Raw genomic sequence first — 15565 nt, forward strand, 5'->3', positions numbered from 1 at the left:
CGTAGTGGTGGCCTGTCCCAGGGTTGGGAAAACCAGAGCTATCAACAGCGCTACCCAGCCAGGACAACCCGTTTGAACATTCATCGAATGATCCTCGCGCATTAAAAGCTCTTAGCCATGACTGAGCGGAAGGTGATCCGCTGCCCGCCCTGCGCGCTCGCACAGCCCGCGCCGGCGCAGCTGTTGACTTCGTAGTAGCGGGTACCACAGCCGGTCAGGGCGCAATTGTTTTCACTGCCATTGTCCAGCGGTCCGAGGTCGACCACGTACCAGCGGGCATTGGGCGTCTCGGTAGCACTGGCGTTGCTCAGGATGCTGTAGCCGTCCAGGGTGGCGCTGGGGTCGCCGTTGCGGAACAGCGGCGTCATGTAACCCAGGGGCACGCTACGGGTACCGATCGTCTGGCTGCCCAAGGCCGCGCCAGCAGCATTGAGATAGGCGTTGTTACGCAGCTGATAGGGCACGCAGAAGGTCATCGTGCAGGTGCTCGCCAGGTCCGGCGCCGCGACGACCCTGCCCAGCACGCCCTCCCCGGTACGGAGCGCGGTTTCGGCGGCGCTCTGCAGGTTGCGTTGCTGTTTGATGTTGCCCATCACCCGCGATTCCAGGATGACGCTGCGCAGGCTGGTCAGCGCCAGGAGCGTCAGCAGCAGCAGCAGGATCAGGGCGATCAGCAAGGAGGCACCGCGCTGCCTTTGCCCGGCGAGGTTGTGCAAGGCGGTCATGGCATCAGGTTCCTCAAGGTGATGGTGTCCTGGGCGATCTGGTAGAGATAGGCGTTGCCGGTGAGGGTAGTGGCGTAGCGTCCGTTCCACTGGGTCAGGACGGCGGGCGTCTCGCTGCTGTCCCGCAAGCCCTGGGCTGGTGCCTGCATCAGCGCGGAGTAACGCACCGTGCGGATCAGGTTGGCCGCGCTGACGGCGGGGGTGAGGCTGAAGGCGGTGACGCTGCGATCGGCCCCTACGCCATAGTCGAAGCGCAGGTCGCGGACGCCGCCGATGAGCTGCGCGGTCGTGGTGTCGCCGTTGGTGCGGGTACAGGCGCCATTGCCACAGGCCAGCAGATTGCTGGCACATACCAGGGCACCGGGCCGCTCATTAGCCGCGCCGGTCGTGACGTTGGTATCGGCCGCCAACGAGAAGCGCTCGACGATCACCGCGTTCTGCGCCGTGTTGGAATACTCGTAAGGCGCATCGGCATTGTTGGCCAGGGCGGCCGACTGGGCACTGAGCACCTGCCCCCGGCAATTGGTCTCCTGGACGTCGCGGGCCTGGTAGCGGATGCAGAGGCTGGTGGCGTTGCCCGTCACCGCTGCACCTGCGGCGAAGTTGCAGCCAAGGGCGTTACCGGTGGTGGTCGTCCCGCTATCCGCGGGAAAATCCCGGTTGACGGCGATGTCCGGGCGCCGACGATAGCCGGCCTTGGCCAGTTCCTGGTTCAACAGCGCCAGCGCGAAGCGCCCGTTCTCCTGGTTGAGTTCCTGGCCCTGCTGGAAGAGATAGGTCCTCTTATTACTGATGTAGAGCTCGGTGACGCCAAGGATCAGGAAGCTGCTGAGCGCCAGGGCAACCATCAGCTCGACGATGGATAGTCCCTGCTGCCGGACCGGTACGGTCGCGAAACGGTTGAGCATGACGGGCGCCTTCAGAGTCGGGTTCGTACGCGATAGGTACAGATGGAGCTGGTCCCGCTGCTGGTCGTGGTGCCGTCCAGGCAGCTGTCGAGGGGTGCGCTCCAGGCCACCTGGATCTCGAGATAGTCGCCACCGGTACAGGAGGCCGTCGCGCCGGTAAGCCCGGGGGTGGCATTGCGACAGACATAGAAGGAGCCATTCAACAGATCCGCAGCGCCCGGCAGCAGCGCACTCGCCTGGGCTGCCCAGCAAGCGAGCTGGTCCGCTGCGGCCGCGGGCGTGGGCAGGCAGCTGTCCGGCGCGCTGGCGAAGTCGTCGCCGGGCGCCTTGAGATAGTCGGCAAGGGCGTCGGGGTGACTGCGCACCAGCTCGAGCAGGTCGTTGCTCAACATGATGGCGGCATTGCGCTGGACGGAATCCTGGGTGAAGGGCACGGCCTTGCTCTGCAGGGCGGCGATACCGAGCAGCCCCACGCAGATCAGCACCACGCTGACCAGTACCTCGATCATGCTGAAGCCGGACTGGGTACGTATCACGAGCACTCCCCGGTCTGCGGTCGGGTCGTCGAGGGCGGAGTGATGCGCCCGGTCACGCTGAGGCCGACGAAACGGCATTGCCCGGACTGGTCGGCGGAACAGATGGTGAAGCACTGGTTGGTGCTGGCGCCGCTGGTGCCCGTTGCACTGAAGCTGGCCTGGGCCGCCCCCGAGCTGACCGTCACCCCGGTCTGCAGGCCGCTCGCATCGATGCGCCGCAGCGGCGGCGTCTGCCCGGCGGCGGACAGGGTGAAGCCGGCGTTCCAGGCGTTGGCGTCGGTCGCCGTCAGGGTCACGGTCACGCCCCGGGTGACGGCCTCACCCCGCGCGTACTGCAGTACCCCCACCAGCTCATCGGCGGCGGCCTGGACCCGGTTGGAACGAATCAGTCCCGCGAAACTGGGCGCGGCAATGGCCACGAAGATCCCCATCAGGGTGACCACCACCAGCATCTCGATCAGGGTGAAACCCCAGGTTCTACGCAATGACACTCTCTTCACGACTGCAGTACCCAAGCGAAAGGCGTTAGCCGGGATTCCGATTCCGCAGCAAAACAGCGCTCAGCCGTCATCCTTGAGCATTCGCACGGCCGAACGAGAGCCCGGGACCTCGAGTCCCCCACGCCGGCCATCGAAAATGATTCTTCCGCCATGCTGCGGCTATTCTTGGCGCAAGTCAGTAGACGTATGACATTCGGCCTCTAAAGCATGATGATCGGTGGCCTTGTCAGGGAAACCGCCTTTCGAGGCAGCATTCATTCCTCAGATGCAAATAAAGCCAGACACCGAATAGCCTGCTAACGAAAAACCTCGACGGTTCTCCGCCGCCTTGGACAAGGCCTGAGTACAATACTGCAGACCATACAAGGCCCGGGCAGACCGCCGAAAGCGGTCTAGAATCGCTGGTATCAGCGAGAAGCAGTAATGCGGCATTCCAGTCAACCGGCACCTGGTGAAGCGCCAGGCACCCTGGAGACGCCCTGCCCTAACAGCCTAAGTATCCAATCCGGCCCGAAGCCACCGCGCCATTCGCTCTTCTGGCGCAACAAACGCAAGCTAAGTGTCAGCGAAACGCTGGTCCAGCCACCTGTCAAGGCGAAGGTGCCCAGCGTAGTAATCTTACCATTAGATCAAAGTGGTGATTCCTATACTGCTTGGCGGAAATTCAGACATGAGCGCACGCCCCGTGGGCTTTCCCAGCAACATCCATATCCCGCCACTCCGTTCCGCTGATTGAACGAACAAACAATAAAACTTGTTCAATCTTCATATTTGACTGAAGAGCCAAACAATAAAGAACGCATTAAAAGCACCAACCTCTCATTCATGAATAACTCCTTCACCCATAACTAGCCAAAGACTTCGTAATTGTTTTAAAAAGAACGAGAACAAGGACTGTCGCGTACCGCCTTGGGCCCTGCGCCTGCCTCGCGGGCAGGAGGCGCCAAGCCCGCGAACCCTTGTCGCACTGCATTTCTGGAGCGCCTCTGCCTCGCCATAGGCGCGCACCTCCCACCATCGGACACCGCTCTGAGTTAGCTCCGTAACGCCTCTGCTTTCATCTACCGACAATGACAAGGCCGCTATGCACGACTCGAAGAAAATCGATTATTCGCTAGATACCGCCGACACGTCCGCACCGCACTCCGCGCTGGACAATGCCGCCATCATTTCCGCCTACCGGCGCTGGGCCAATGTCTATGATCGAGTGTTTGGTGGCGTCTCTGCGCCCGGTCGCAAGCGGGCGGTGGCGGCGGTCAATGCCCTGGCGGGTACCCGGGTGCTGGAGGTCGGGGTAGGAACTGGTCTCGCCCTGCCGCACTATGGCGCCGACAAGCGCGTCACCGGGATCGATCTCTCGCCGGACATGCTGGCCAAGGCGCGGGACCGGGTCGCGCGCGACGAGATCACCACGGTGGAGGCGCTGCTCGAAGCCAATGCCGAGGAAACCGGCCTGCCCACCGGCTCTTTCGATATCGCCGTGGCCATGTTCGTAGCCTCCGTTGTGCCCAATCCGCGCAAGCTGATGCAGGAGATGCGGCGGGTGGTTAAGCCGGGTGGCCACCTCTTGCTGGTCAATCACTTCCAGGCCGAGAGCGGCCTGCGCCTGCTGGCGGAAAAGACCCTGGCGCCGGCCTCGCGCAAGCTGGGCTGGCACCCTGACTTCGCCATGGACTCCATCCTTTCCCGCGAAGACCTGCGCCGCGCCAGTCGCAGCAGCGTGCCGCCCTTTGGGCTGTTCACCCTGGTGCAGCTGACCAACGACTGAGCGCTACTCCACCCGATACCCACGCCTCGCCAGGCAGGCGGCCAGGGCTTGGCGGAAACGCTGGGTCAGGTAGGGATCGCCAACCGCACCGGGTCGTTCGGGATCGAAGCCCGACTCACCGGCGGCGTAGCGGCGGCAATCGTAGCGATCCGTGGCGTAGCGTTCGGGCGGCTGGCCCTGCAAGGGATAGGCGGTAACGTCATAGGCATCGTAGCCGGTCCCGGCAGGTGCTGCCGTCGTGGTCGGTACTGCAGCGACGTTGGGATCGGCGACGGTGACGAAGCCGCCGCCCGGATCGGTGCGGTAATAGCTGCCCGCGGCGAAATAGTAGGTGGTGCCGCCCATCCACAGCGTTTCGGCAAAGGCCGGCAAGACGCTGACGCGTACCCCGGTCGGCGGCAGGGTCACCACATAGCGCGGCCCCTGGGGCCGATACCAGTAGCCGTCGGCGTAGTAATACTGACTGTCCCGATACCAGACGCGGGTGAAACCGGCCGGCACGCCCGGTACCTCGAAACCGGGTCGCCACTGGGGATTAGCGCCCCAACCGGGACGCGGGCCGGACCAATGCGGGTCCCGCTCCGGTCGTGGGGGTGGCGGCGGCGGATAATTCCGACCGGGCTGGTCAGGCGCCGGCATCATGTAGCCTGGACGCGGCAGCGGGACGGGGCGGTCTTGCCAGGCCGGCTGATAGCCTGGTCGCGGCGGTGGTGGATCGTTGCGCTCCCAGCGCTCCAGGGCTGGACCATTGCCGCGTCCGGGCGAGCCGCCATTCCAGTCACCCTGACCGCGGCCCTGCCAGCGCCCAGCATTGCCTGGGGGAATGACGGGTGGCGGCTGGGCGCCCGGCGGCGGATTCACATAGACGCCGCCCAGGCGATAGTTGTTATCGGCCCAGGCGGGCGCGATGCTCCAGAGCGAAACGCCGGAGAAGACAAGCGCGAACAGCACGGCAGGCGATTTCATCGCACGGCTCCACGAGGGGATGGCCCAGAGTACCCCAAGGCTTGGACCCTCCCCCAGCCCGGCCGTTAGCCGCTCGCCCTATTTGTCGCGGCGCTGCTCCAGGGTCTTGCGCTGCTCGGCCAGGAACGGCTGCTCGGCCGGATCCAGTCGATCCATCCCGGCGACGATGCGGTGCCAATAGGGATACAGCGGCTCGCGACGGGTCGCCGCCTCGATCCGGGCGGACTCCTCTGCCGTCAGCGCCAGCTCCATGGCCGCCAGGTTGTCGTGCAGCTGGGCTTCGCTGCGGGCGCCGACGATCAGGCTGGTGATGCCCGGGCGATCCCTGAGCCAGGCCAGGCAGACCTGGGCTACCGAGACGCCATGGGCATCGCCCACCGCGGCCAGGGTCTCGATGATGTCCAGGGCGCGTTCGGGATCGTGTACATAGGGCTCGGGCCAATCGCTGCCCTGGCGCGTCCCCTGCGGCGCAGGCTTGCCGCGGCGGGTCGAGCCGGTCAGCAGACCCTCGCCCATGGGGCCCCAGACCAGGGTGCCGACCTCTTGGTCGAGGGCCAGCGGCAACAGTTCGTACTCCGCCTCGCGGGATTCCGGGGTGTAATAGATCTGCTGGCTGACCGGCTTGATGAAACCGTGCAGCTCAGCCTTGCCGAGGGTCTTCATCATTTGCCAGCCGGTGTAGTTGCTGGTGCCGAAGTAGCGCACCTTGCCGCTTTGCACCAGGTGGGTCATGGCCTCCAGCGTCTCTTCGATGGGGGTGACCCCGTCCCAGTTGTGCAGCTGGTAGAGATCCAGGTGATCGGTGCCCAGCCGGCGCAGGCTGTTCTCGCAGGCGCGGATCAGGTGATAGCGCGAAGCGCCGCTGTCGTTGGGGTCGTCGCTCATGGCGCTCCGCCCCTTGGATGCCAGCAGTATGTCGTCGCGCTTGTCGCCCAGGGCCTGGCCGACGAGTTCCTCGGCCAGGCCGTAGGAATACAGATCGGCGGTATCCACCAGATTCACCCCGGCGTCGAAGGCGATGTCGAACAGGCGTCGCAGGGTGCGCAGGTCGATGCCACCGCACTTCTCGAAGCCATCACGACCACCCACCTGCAGGGTGCCAAGGGCGAGTTGGGAAATTAGCAGGCCGGAGTGGCCGAGCGGACGATATTGCATGGTGCCTCCAAGAGTTTTTACCGATAAAGGGTCGACTCCAGGCGTGTTCGGCAAGTTTCAACCGCACAGGAATCGCACTTACAGCGGTCCGCTTGGGTCTATGGCCCCACGCAAGGAGGAAAACACATGTCGAAACACCATCATCACGTTGGCTGGTTCAAGCGTCGCCATGAGGTAAAGCCGGACGACCTCACCATCGTCGACAATTCCCTGGTCAAGCGCGCCGTCGGCGCCGCCGCCCTTGGCAATGCCATGGAGTGGTTCGATTTCGGCGTCTATGGCTACCTGGCCGTGACCCTTGGCAAGGTCTTCTTTCCCGACGGCGATGCCGCCGCCCAGCTGATCGCCACCTTCGCCACCTTTACCGTGGCCTTTCTGGTCCGCCCCCTCGGCGGCATGGTGTTCGGCCCCCTGGGTGACAAGTACGGTCGCCAGAAGGTGCTGGCCCTGACCATGATCATGATGGCCCTGGGCACCTTCAGCATCGGCCTCATCCCCAGCTACGAGAGCATCGGCATCTGGGCGCCTGCCCTGCTGCTGCTGGCACGTGTCGTCCAAGGCTTCTCAACCGGCGGTGAATACGGGGGAGCGGCGACCTTCATCGCCGAGTACGCCACAGACAAGACCCGCGGACGCATGGGCAGCTGGCTGGAATTCGGCACCCTGGCCGGCTATATCGCCGGCGCGGGAACGGTCACGGCGCTCACCGCGGCCCTGACCCAGGAACAGTTGCTCGACTGGGGCTGGCGCGTGCCCTTCTTCATCGCCGGTCCCCTCGGCCTACTCGGCCTCTACATGCGCCTAAAGCTGGAAGAGACTCCGGCGTTCAAGGCCCACACCGAGGCCAACGAAGGCAAGGCCGCGGACGGTCCTGCGCACAGTCTGCGCGAGCTGTTCACCCTGCATCGGGTCGCCCTGCTCAAGTGCGTCGGCCTGGTATTGGTGTTCAACGTCACCGACTACATGCTGCTGACCTACATGCCCAGCTATCTGGCGGTGACCATGGGCTACGCCGAGACCAAGGGTCTGCTGCTGATCCTCATCGTCATGGTGGTGATGATGCCGCTCAACATCCTGGGCGGTTTCTTCAGCGACCGGTTGGGGCGCAAGCCGATGATCATCGGTGCGTGCGTGGCGATCCTGGTCCTGGCGATTCCCTGCCTCAAGCTGATCGGCAGCGGCCACGACTGGCTGATCTTCCTCGGCCTGATGCTGCTGGGCATGGCCCTGGCCTGCTTTACCAGCACCATGCCGTCCACCCTGCCGGCGCTGTTCTACACCCCGATCCGCTACAGCGCCCTGTCCATCGCCTTCAACATCTCGGTGTCGCTGTTTGGCGGGACCACTCCGCTGGTCACCGCCTGGCTGGTGGAAAAGACCGGCGACCCCCTGGTGCCGGCCTACTACCTGATGGCTGCAGCGGTGATCGGCATCCTGACCATGCTGACCGTGCGCGAAACCGCCGGCCAACCCCTGCGCGGCTCGCCACCCTCGGTAGCCAGCGAAGAAGAGGCCCGGGAGTTCCTCGCCAGCGACGCACCCCTGACCGTGGACAAGCAGCCGCCGGGACAGGCGTGAGTTTCACGGATTGATCGCGGCCGCTCCTACAGGCATATACCGCTGTAGGAGCGGCCCATGGCCGCGATGCTCTTCCCCCTTACCCAACCTTCCCCAGACGCCCTCCTCGCCCCCCAAATCCCACCCAAAAGAAAAGGGGAGACCTTGCGGCCTCCCCTTGAATTCGTTGTCCTCTCGCACCGCTCGTGACGGTGGCTGCGATCGACCAGGAATGGTGACCTGGGCGGGCCCGGGCGCGGCGGACGGGATACCGTCGTTGGCGATGCGAAAGGCCCTCCTGGGGCACTTCCGTTGGACAGCTCTACCGGGCTATCGAAGTTGAGTTCAGCTTACGCCCCTGCCGCCGGCAGAGGTTTGCGTTGTGCGCACTCTTTCCTACCTCTTGCGCAATTCATGGCTAGAAACCTAGGATTGGACGCAACCCGATAGCGCAAGGCATGAAAAATGGACAAACTCGATCGCTTCGATCTGAAAATCTTGGCAGAACTGCAGCGCGATGCGCGTCTTTCCAATCAAGAACTGGCCGAACGCATTGGCCTGTCGCCCTCGCCCTGTTCAAGACGAGTCAAGCAACTGGAAGACAGCGGCTACATCACCCGCCAGGTGGCCCTGCTGGATCGCAAGAAACTTGGCCTGTCGCTGACCGCCTTCGTCCTCATCGGCATGGATAGACACACCCCGGAGCGCTTCGAGAACTTCCAGGCGATCATCGCCCAGTGCCCCGAGGTGCTGGAGTGCTGCCTGGTCACCGGCATGGATGCGGACTATCAGCTCAAGGTCGTCGTGCCCGACATGGAGCACTACCAGCAGCTGCTCTTGGGCACCCTGACGCGCATCGAGGGCGTCTCCAGCGTGCGGTCGAGCTTCGTGCTCAACCAGATCCTGGCCAGTACCGAACTACCGCTCAACCACCTGCGGCCCTGAGCGCGGCGCGGCTTCGACGCCGGCGTCGAGAAAACGCGGCAGCACCAGCATGTGCGGTACGGCGAAGGCGGCCAGCACGGCGAACAGGGCGCGGATACCGGTACGCTCCTGCAGCAGGAACACCAGGCCACCGGCCAGGGTAAACAGCGCAGCGCCCAGCAGGATCGGCCAGGTCAGGCGCAGATAGGCCTTGAAGGTGGGTGCCCCCAGCAAACGTTGGCGCACCCCGGTCTGGGGCGCGGCGTGCAGCAGATAGAAGCCCAGGGCGAACCCCACCAGGGGCGGCGCCAGCACCACGGCCAGCAGCGTCACCGCCAACCTGGGGCAACGCTGCTGCCAGGCGGCCAGCAACAGCACCGGCAGTGCCAGCAGCCCACCCAGTAGAAGCACGCGGGCTAGCCAATCTGCGAGGGCAAGAGAAGCAGCCGGCCCCATGGCCAGGGCCAGCAACCGGGCGACGGCGGCTTCGTGCACCACCGCCGGACCGCCAATGATGAACAGCCCCAAAGCCAGCGAGGTCAGCCGCTTGGGAAACAGCTCGTCTTCATGGGCGAAATGCCAGGCCGAGAGCAGCAGGAACAGCAGCAGCGCCGCCGTGCCTGCCAGTTGCCAGCAGAGCAGGCAGGCCAGGGCCGTCGCCAGATAGCAGCCGAGAAAGGCGAGGCGCCGCCCGGGTGCGACCAGGCGCAGATCACTGGCGCCATGCAGCAGGCCCAGACCCAAACCTACCACCAGGGCGTAGGCCAGTTGCCCGGCCCCGCCCGCCAGGCTGGCGAGCCCGGCGGTCAGTACCAGCGCCAGCCAGCCTCGCCCGGTCTCCTGCATCCTTAGACGCCGGTCCGCGCCAGGGCCGCACGCAGATTGCGCTCGGAGGTGAAGGCATAGACCACCTTGGCCAGCACGTCGAGCACCAGGATGATCCAGATGGTCGCCGCATCGCTCACCATCCACACGCCCTCCGGGCCAATGGCGAAGACCACCGGATAGATCAGCCAGAGCACGGTCAGAAAGCCGGTGTTCTTGCGATAGGCTGCGCCGATCGCGGCATGTTGCCCGGCCAGGGTCGCCAGCGGTTTCCACAGTAGATAGAGCACCCCGACGAAGGCCGCGCAGGACCAGGCGAAGAACACCCACTTGATGGTGCCGTAGGGCGCCAGGGAGGCCACCAGGCCCGTCACGATCATTACCACGTCCAGGGTGACGATGGAGGCCACGAAGCCGCCTTGTCCCTCTTGCTCACGCGCGCCGAGAAAGACCGAGCTCACCACCCCGGCCAGCAGCAGTGGCGTGGTGAAGGTCCAGTCCAGGTAGCGGGCGACATAGGTCACGCTGCCATCCGGCTTGATCAGATTGCCAACCCCCAGGTACATGGCCAGATAGGCCGTAGCGGCGATGAAGGGCACGGCGGCGTGGATCAGGGTGTGGCCGCGTAGCGGACCACGGTGCGCGCCCTTGGCATAGATCGCCAGGGAGGCGAGCGACATGATGACGAAGCCGATTAGCAGGGGTGTCTGACTCATTGGAGGTCTCCAGAGGATAAGGGACGCGCATCGGCGGGGCCAGCCGCTCTGGAGTAGGGGTTCCTGGTCTACCGCTGCGCTTAAGGTAGAGAAGTCGCCGCGTGACTTGGTTCAAAATGTTTCAGTGTTCGCGACCAATCGCTGCAGGCCCTTGATCCGGGTCAAGAGGTCCTGGCAGTGGCCGAGGCAAGCTGCGTCGTTTCGTGTCCGCCCAGGAATCCGCATGCTGCCGGCCCAGAACGTGATGCTGAGCTACGGACGCTGCTGCGCCAGCCCCGACTTCTTCGATGATTTCTACCAGCGCTTCCTGGCCAGCTCGCCCCGGGTAAGGGAGAAGTTCGTCCATACCGACATGGCCGCGCAGAAGCTGCTGTTGCGCCACGGCATCATGAACCTGGTCCTGGTGGCCCGCGGCATGCCCACCACCAAACTGCGCCAGCTCGGCGAAAGCCATTGCCGGGCACGGCTGGACATAGGCCCCGAACTCTACGAACTCTGGGTCGACTGCCTGCTCGCCACCCTGGCCCAGCACGACGCCGACTTCACCCCCGCCCTGCGCCAGGAATGGCAGGGCGTGCTGGAGGCAGGGATCGCGGTAATACGCAGCTACTACTGAGCGGGCCTGGGCCCTGTTGGGCTTCGCTGCGCTCAACCCAACCTACGACACCCGCAGGTTGGATTGAGACAGCTCCACCGTCGAAGCCCAACACCCCAAGGCACCGCTCCTCACCCAAACACCCCCTCTCCCCCAGGGAGAGGGCCGGGGTGAGGGCAAACCAGACCCCGTAGGTTGGGCTGAGACAGCCTCACCGTCGAAGCCCAACGCCCCAAAGCAACGCATCCCACCCAAACGCCCCCTCTCCCTCAGGGAGAGAGCTGGGGTGAGGGCAAACCACACCCCGTAGGTTGGGCTGAGACAGCTCCATCGTCGAAGCCCAACACCCCAAGGCACCGCACCTCATCCAAACGCCCCCTCTCCCCCGGGAGAGGGCCGGGGTGAGGGCAAACCAAACCCCGAAGTACCGCTATCCCCCCAAAACAGCCCAATACCGGCCACCTGCCAGCCACCATCGGTCGGCCAAGCGCTCCAGTCGCCTACCAAACGCCCTTCCTCGCTTTACCCGCCTTGCCGGTCTGGCTAACGTATGACGAAAGGATTTTTTGTGCGCCAGGTCTCGCTTTACCGCGCCCTGCCGCCCCTCGGAATGGATGACCGATGGCCCGCTTTTTCCCCGCTCGCAGCCAGTGCCAGTTCGATACCCCCGGTGAACGTCGCTTCGCCGAGCGCCTGGAAAAACTGCTCGAAGACGACTACCTCTGCTGGAGCAACGTCCCGGTCGGCCCCAAGGCGCGCTACCCGGATTTCGTCGTGCTCCATCCACGGCGCGGCATCCTGGTGCTGGAGGTCAAGGACTGGAAACTCGCCACCCTGGAATCCGTCACCCACGGCAAGGTCCGCCTGCATACCCAGGACGGCCTGAAGACCGTCGCCAATCCCCTGCTGCAAGCCCGCTCCTACACCCTCGAAGTCGACCTGCTACTCAAGAAAGATCCGCTGCTGCGCCAGAGCGCCAGCTCGCCTCACCCGGGCCAACTGATCATGCCCTGGGGCTGGGGCGTGGTGCTCACCGGCATCACCCGCCGCCAATTCGAGCAGACCGATCTCGCCGACGTCCTCGATCCCCAGCGCGTGCTCTTCCAGGACGAGATGACCGAATCCGCCGACCCGGAAGCCTTCCAGCAACGCCTCTGGGACATGTTCCCCCACGTCTTTCCCTGCGCCCTCAGCCTGCCGCAGATCGACCGGGTGCGTTATCACCTCTACCCCGAGGTACGGGTCAACAGCCAGCCCGGCCAATTCGGCTTGTTCGACGCCGCCGAGGCGCCGCTGCCCAGCCTGATCAAGGTCATGGACCTGCAGCAGGAACAGCTGGCGCGCTCCCTGGGCGACGGCCACCGCGTCATCCATGGCGCCGCCGGCAGTGGCAAGACCATGATCCTCGGCTATCGCTGCGCCCACCTGGCCAAGGTCTCGGTCAAACCCATCCTGGTGCTCTGCTACAACAAGTCCCTGGCCGGCCGGCTGCGCCAGGTGATCGAACAGAAGGGCCTCGGCGAACGGGTAGTAGTACAGAACTTCCACGCCTGGTGCGCCGAGATGCTCACCGCCTACCAGGTGGATAAGCCGGATCAGCGCCTGCCGGTGGCGGCCAAGATGGAGCAGTACGTGCTGCGCACCATCGACGGCGTCGAGCGCGGCCAGATCCCCCGCGGCCAGTACAGCGCCGTGCTGATCGACGAAGGCCATGACTTCGCCCCCGAGTGGTTCAAGCTGGTGGTGCAGATGGTCGACCCCAGCACCCAGTCCTTGCTGGTGCTCTATGACGACGCCCAGGCCATCTACCGCGGCAAGGGCGGCCGGAAGGCGCTGGACTTCAGCTTCGCCAGCGTCGGCATCCAGGCCCAGGGCCGCACCACCATCCTCAAGCTCAACTACCGCAACACGGTGGAGATCCTCGCTGTCGCCCGCGCCTTCGCCACCGAACTGCTGACCAGTCGCGACGCCAGCGAAGACGGCGTGCCCCTGATCGCCCCGGAAAGCGCCGGCCGCCGCGGCCCCTTCCCCGAACTCATCCAGTGCGGCAGCGACCGCGAGGAATGGGACCTGCTCATCGCCCGCATCCGCGACGAACATGCCGCCGGCCGCCCGCTCAGCGACATGGCCATCCTCTACCGCAGCACCCGCCAGGCCTACCAGGCCGAATACGAACTCAAGAAGGTCGCCATCCCCTACCGCTCCGGCGCCAGCACCAAGGGCCGTGGCCAACTCTACGATGAAGAAGACAGCGTCAAGATCGTCAGCATGCACTCCAGCAAGGGATTGGAGTTCGGGCTGGTATTGATTCCAGGACTAGGCGAAATGCCCAAGCAGGGCGAGCCGGAAGCGGATGAGGCGCGCTTGCTGTATGTGGCAATGACGCGGGCGATTGATCGGTTGGTGATGACTTATCAAGCATGCTCCGAATTTACGCTAAAAATAAAAGAAAAAATAACCCTTATAACCAATCAAGAAGATCCAAAAGAAAAAATAACCCAGCCATTTTAAAGGACTAAAAATGCGAGATAACTATAAGTTCGAAATGAAAGGACGGGCGTTCGAGGATGGCGACCGCCTAGACAAAGTAGCAGCAGGTCTACAAGCTCTACAACACATATTCGATGGGCAGTTTCGAGCTATTTCCGATAAAAAGAGACTGCATGAACAGGATCGGCAGCTATTTCAAGCACGCATTTTCAGATATGAAGACGGCTCATTTATAGCTTACCTGGGAGTGGCATACTCAGGGCTTCAAACAGCATTACCATTCATCCAAGGCACACCAAACATATGGGAAGCAACAAAAAATGCTTTTGATTTTTTAAAAAATATCTACGAGTCTGCCCACAATGGAGAAGAAGTAAAAATAACTCATGAGGGAAATGGAAACACCATAGTACACGCCAACAGCTCCACCATTATTTACAATGGCCCTGTCGTCAACATAGGCACGCAAATAATTGGAGCGGTTAGAGAGCTAGATGACCTTTTAGACAATGAAGAAGTTAGCAAAGTAGTCCTAGAAGGACCAGACTCAACTCCCATCTTAGAAATGGAATCTAGCAAAAAGGGCTTGTATTATCCCCCAACAAGAATAGATGACTCACCAATACAAATTCTATGTGACATATATGACTTCAATAAATACGACAAAACTGGCAAGGCGAGAATATCTACTCAGCAAAAAATACCTCTAGGTAACTACAAATTCAGAAGCATTGGAGACCAGTCTGTCGAAGAATTTATTTTATCGATGACGGAGCCCCAAGTATTACTGAACTGCTTAATAAAATATCAAACTGACCCGCTCTCCGAAAGCAAGATAAATGAAATATTAGTAATAAGCATCGCCGCATAAAAAAGCAACTAAAGCGGCATGCTATTAAAAGCCACAAGCATCTCATATCTAACTTTCATCAATACCAAGCAACAACTTCAAAAACGCCTCCGCCTGCGGCGACACCTCATCCCGGCGCCGCAGCAACCACACCGCCGAAGTCGCCTCGGGGTCGTCCAGCTCCCGATAGACCAGCCCTTCCATCTGGGTGCGCTGGTAGGTGGCGGGCAGCACGGTGACGCCGAGGCCGGCGGCGACCAGGCCGAGGATGATGAGGACTTCACTGGCCTCCTGGACGATGCGCGGGGCGAAGCCGGCGCGGGCGGTAAGGGTCAGCAGCTGGTCGTAGAGACCGGTGCCGAAGCTGCGCGGGAAATAGACGAAGGGTTCCTCGGCGAGGGCGGCCAGGGGCAGCGGGCCGCTGCCTTGCTGCGCCAGGGGATGGTCGTGTCGCAGGGCGACCACCAGGGGTTCGCGAAAGAGTTCGACCGCCACGAGGGAATCCGGCAGTTCGATGGGACGGATCAGGCCGATCTGCAGATTGCCGGCGAGCATGGCGTCGATCTGTTCGCGGCTGCTCATCTCCTGCAGTTGCAGGCGTACCTCGGGGTAGGCGCGGCGATAGGCGAACAGGGTCTTGGGGATGGTGGCGACGAAGGGCGAGGAGGCGCTGAAGCCCACCTGCAACTGCCCGGTCTCGCCACGGCCGGCACGGCGGACCCGTTCGGCGGCGCGCTCGCTGGCAAGGAGGATCTGCCGGGCTTCGTCGAGAAACAGCCGGCCGGCCTCGGTGAGGGCAACGCGTCGGTTGGTGCGCTCCAGCAGACGCGTGCCCAGCTCGGTTTCCAGGGCCTGGATCTGCTGACTGAGCGGTGGCTGGGAGAGATTCAGACGCTGGGCAGCGCGACCGAAGTGCAGCTCTTCGGCCACCGCCACGAAGTACCTCAGGTGGCGCAATTCCATGTCGTCCCCATTGAGTCGTAAAACCTATCAATCGAGACGGACAATATATTGGATATATGGCAGCTGCCAGCCTAGGGTGATGAGGTC

Annotated in this window: 15 protein-coding genes; 6 read left to right on the plus strand and 9 right to left on the minus strand. The window is 63.2% G+C overall.

Annotated features, from left to right (window positions below; translation table 11 throughout):
- Positions 1-101 precede the first annotated feature (101 nt).
- Genes V6W80_RS20645 through V6W80_RS20660 form a run of 4 tightly spaced genes read right to left on the minus strand, consistent with a single transcriptional unit; the run spans position 102 to position 2654 of the window.
- A complete protein-coding gene (locus V6W80_RS20645) occupies positions 102-725 on the minus strand; it encodes a PilX N-terminal domain-containing pilus assembly protein (protein ID WP_338545265.1) in 624 nt (207 codons plus the stop codon).
- Positions 722-1633: a PilW family protein gene (locus tag V6W80_RS20650; protein ID WP_338545266.1), complete on the minus strand. Its 912-nt coding sequence runs from the start codon at positions 1631-1633 to the stop codon at positions 722-724. Before V6W80_RS20650 ends, V6W80_RS20645 begins: the two co-directional genes overlap by 4 nt.
- An 11-nt stretch (positions 1634-1644) precedes the next feature.
- Positions 1645-2169, minus strand: coding sequence for a type IV pilus modification protein PilV (pilV, locus tag V6W80_RS20655; protein ID WP_338545267.1), 525 nt, complete (start codon positions 2167-2169; stop codon positions 1645-1647).
- Positions 2166-2654, minus strand: a complete 489-nt coding sequence (locus V6W80_RS20660; RefSeq protein ID WP_430707773.1) for a GspH/FimT family pseudopilin — start codon at positions 2652-2654, stop codon at positions 2166-2168. Before V6W80_RS20660 ends, pilV begins: the two co-directional genes overlap by 4 nt.
- Positions 2655-3753: 1099 nt before the next feature.
- On the opposite strand from V6W80_RS20660, the gene V6W80_RS20665 reads away from it, so the two are divergent.
- Complete coding sequence (locus tag V6W80_RS20665) at positions 3754-4437, plus strand: class I SAM-dependent methyltransferase (RefSeq protein WP_093257443.1); 684 nt, start codon at positions 3754-3756, stop codon at positions 4435-4437.
- Positions 4438-4440: 3 nt separating this feature from the next.
- Here the strand turns inward: V6W80_RS20665 and V6W80_RS20670 are convergent, their stop codons facing one another.
- Positions 4441-5403, minus strand: coding sequence for a DUF6515 family protein (locus V6W80_RS20670; RefSeq protein ID WP_017642709.1), 963 nt, complete (start codon positions 5401-5403; stop codon positions 4441-4443).
- 78 nt (positions 5404-5481) lie between these two features.
- The gene (locus V6W80_RS20675) at positions 5482-6558 is read right to left on the minus strand and encodes an aldo/keto reductase (protein ID WP_338545270.1); all 1077 of its coding nucleotides are present in this window, start codon (positions 6556-6558) and stop codon (positions 5482-5484) included.
- Positions 6559-6684: 126 nt separating this feature from the next.
- Here V6W80_RS20675 and proP point away from each other — a divergent pair, with 126 nt between their 5' ends.
- Together proP and V6W80_RS20685 are read left to right on the plus strand one after the other, a co-directional pair.
- Positions 6685-8136, plus strand: a complete 1452-nt coding sequence (gene proP, locus V6W80_RS20680) for a glycine betaine/L-proline transporter ProP (protein ID WP_017642711.1) — start codon at positions 6685-6687, stop codon at positions 8134-8136.
- 444 nt (positions 8137-8580) lie between these two features.
- Positions 8581-9060, plus strand: a complete 480-nt coding sequence (locus tag V6W80_RS20685; protein WP_064309082.1) for an Lrp/AsnC family transcriptional regulator — start codon at positions 8581-8583, stop codon at positions 9058-9060.
- On the opposite strand, the gene V6W80_RS20690 is transcribed toward V6W80_RS20685, so the two are convergent.
- Together V6W80_RS20690 and V6W80_RS20695 are read right to left on the minus strand one after the other, a co-directional pair.
- Complete coding sequence (locus tag V6W80_RS20690; protein ID WP_271653119.1) at positions 9034-9885, minus strand: Brp/Blh family beta-carotene 15,15'-dioxygenase; 852 nt, start codon at positions 9883-9885, stop codon at positions 9034-9036. The genes V6W80_RS20685 and V6W80_RS20690 overlap by 27 nt on opposite strands.
- 2 nt (positions 9886-9887) lie before the next feature.
- Positions 9888-10580, minus strand: a complete 693-nt coding sequence (locus tag V6W80_RS20695) for a bacteriorhodopsin (protein WP_338545272.1) — start codon at positions 10578-10580, stop codon at positions 9888-9890.
- Between the two features lie 223 nt (positions 10581-10803).
- On the opposite strand from V6W80_RS20695, the gene V6W80_RS20700 reads away from it, so the two are divergent.
- The 3 genes from V6W80_RS20700 to V6W80_RS20710 all read left to right on the plus strand — a co-directional run bounded on the left by V6W80_RS20700 (position 10804) and on the right by V6W80_RS20710 (position 14536).
- The gene (locus V6W80_RS20700) at positions 10804-11196 is read left to right on the plus strand and encodes a globin domain-containing protein (RefSeq protein ID WP_338545273.1); all 393 of its coding nucleotides are present in this window, start codon (positions 10804-10806) and stop codon (positions 11194-11196) included.
- Between the two features lie 600 nt (positions 11197-11796).
- Complete coding sequence (locus V6W80_RS20705; RefSeq protein WP_338545274.1) at positions 11797-13686, plus strand: 3'-5' exonuclease; 1890 nt, start codon at positions 11797-11799, stop codon at positions 13684-13686.
- A 10-nt stretch (positions 13687-13696) separates the two neighbouring features.
- Positions 13697-14536, plus strand: a complete 840-nt coding sequence (locus V6W80_RS20710; RefSeq protein WP_338545275.1) for a hypothetical protein — start codon at positions 13697-13699, stop codon at positions 14534-14536.
- A 48-nt stretch (positions 14537-14584) separates the two neighbouring features.
- Here V6W80_RS20710 and V6W80_RS20715 read toward each other — a convergent pair whose 3' ends face one another.
- Positions 14585-15478: a LysR substrate-binding domain-containing protein gene (locus V6W80_RS20715; protein ID WP_338545276.1), complete on the minus strand. Its 894-nt coding sequence runs from the start codon at positions 15476-15478 to the stop codon at positions 14585-14587.
- Between the last annotated feature and the right edge of the window lie 87 nt (positions 15479-15565).

Origin of the sequence: Pseudomonas benzopyrenica (assembly GCF_036884265.1) — a bacterium.
Classification (GTDB): domain Bacteria; phylum Pseudomonadota; class Gammaproteobacteria; order Pseudomonadales; family Pseudomonadaceae; genus Chryseomonas; species Chryseomonas benzopyrenica.

What these genes read in the sequence shown, in the direction of transcription:
- V6W80_RS20670 (WP_017642709.1), bottom strand. Translation starts at nt 5,403, where the DNA reads ATGAAATCGCCTGCCGTGCTGTTCGCGCTTGTCTTCTCCGGCGTTTCG.
- V6W80_RS20695 (WP_338545272.1), bottom strand. Translation starts at nt 10,580, where the DNA reads ATGAGTCAGACACCCCTGCTAATCGGCTTCGTCATCATGTCGCTCGCC.
- proP (WP_017642711.1), top strand. Translation starts at nt 6,685, where the DNA reads ATGTCGAAACACCATCATCACGTTGGCTGGTTCAAGCGTCGCCATGAG.
- V6W80_RS20700 (WP_338545273.1), top strand. Translation starts at nt 10,804, where the DNA reads ATGCTGCCGGCCCAGAACGTGATGCTGAGCTACGGACGCTGCTGCGCC.
- V6W80_RS20645 (WP_338545265.1), bottom strand. Translation starts at nt 725, where the DNA reads ATGACCGCCTTGCACAACCTCGCCGGGCAAAGGCAGCGCGGTGCCTCC.
- V6W80_RS20715 (WP_338545276.1), bottom strand. Translation starts at nt 15,478, where the DNA reads ATGGAATTGCGCCACCTGAGGTACTTCGTGGCGGTGGCCGAAGAGCTG.
- V6W80_RS20705 (WP_338545274.1), top strand. Translation starts at nt 11,797, where the DNA reads ATGGCCCGCTTTTTCCCCGCTCGCAGCCAGTGCCAGTTCGATACCCCC.
- V6W80_RS20685 (WP_064309082.1), top strand. Translation starts at nt 8,581, where the DNA reads ATGGACAAACTCGATCGCTTCGATCTGAAAATCTTGGCAGAACTGCAG.
- V6W80_RS20665 (WP_093257443.1), top strand. Translation starts at nt 3,754, where the DNA reads ATGCACGACTCGAAGAAAATCGATTATTCGCTAGATACCGCCGACACG.
- V6W80_RS20690 (WP_271653119.1), bottom strand. Translation starts at nt 9,885, where the DNA reads ATGCAGGAGACCGGGCGAGGCTGGCTGGCGCTGGTACTGACCGCCGGG.
- V6W80_RS20710 (WP_338545275.1), top strand. Translation starts at nt 13,697, where the DNA reads ATGCGAGATAACTATAAGTTCGAAATGAAAGGACGGGCGTTCGAGGAT.
- V6W80_RS20650 (WP_338545266.1), bottom strand. Translation starts at nt 1,633, where the DNA reads ATGCTCAACCGTTTCGCGACCGTACCGGTCCGGCAGCAGGGACTATCC.
- V6W80_RS20675 (WP_338545270.1), bottom strand. Translation starts at nt 6,558, where the DNA reads ATGCAATATCGTCCGCTCGGCCACTCCGGCCTGCTAATTTCCCAACTC.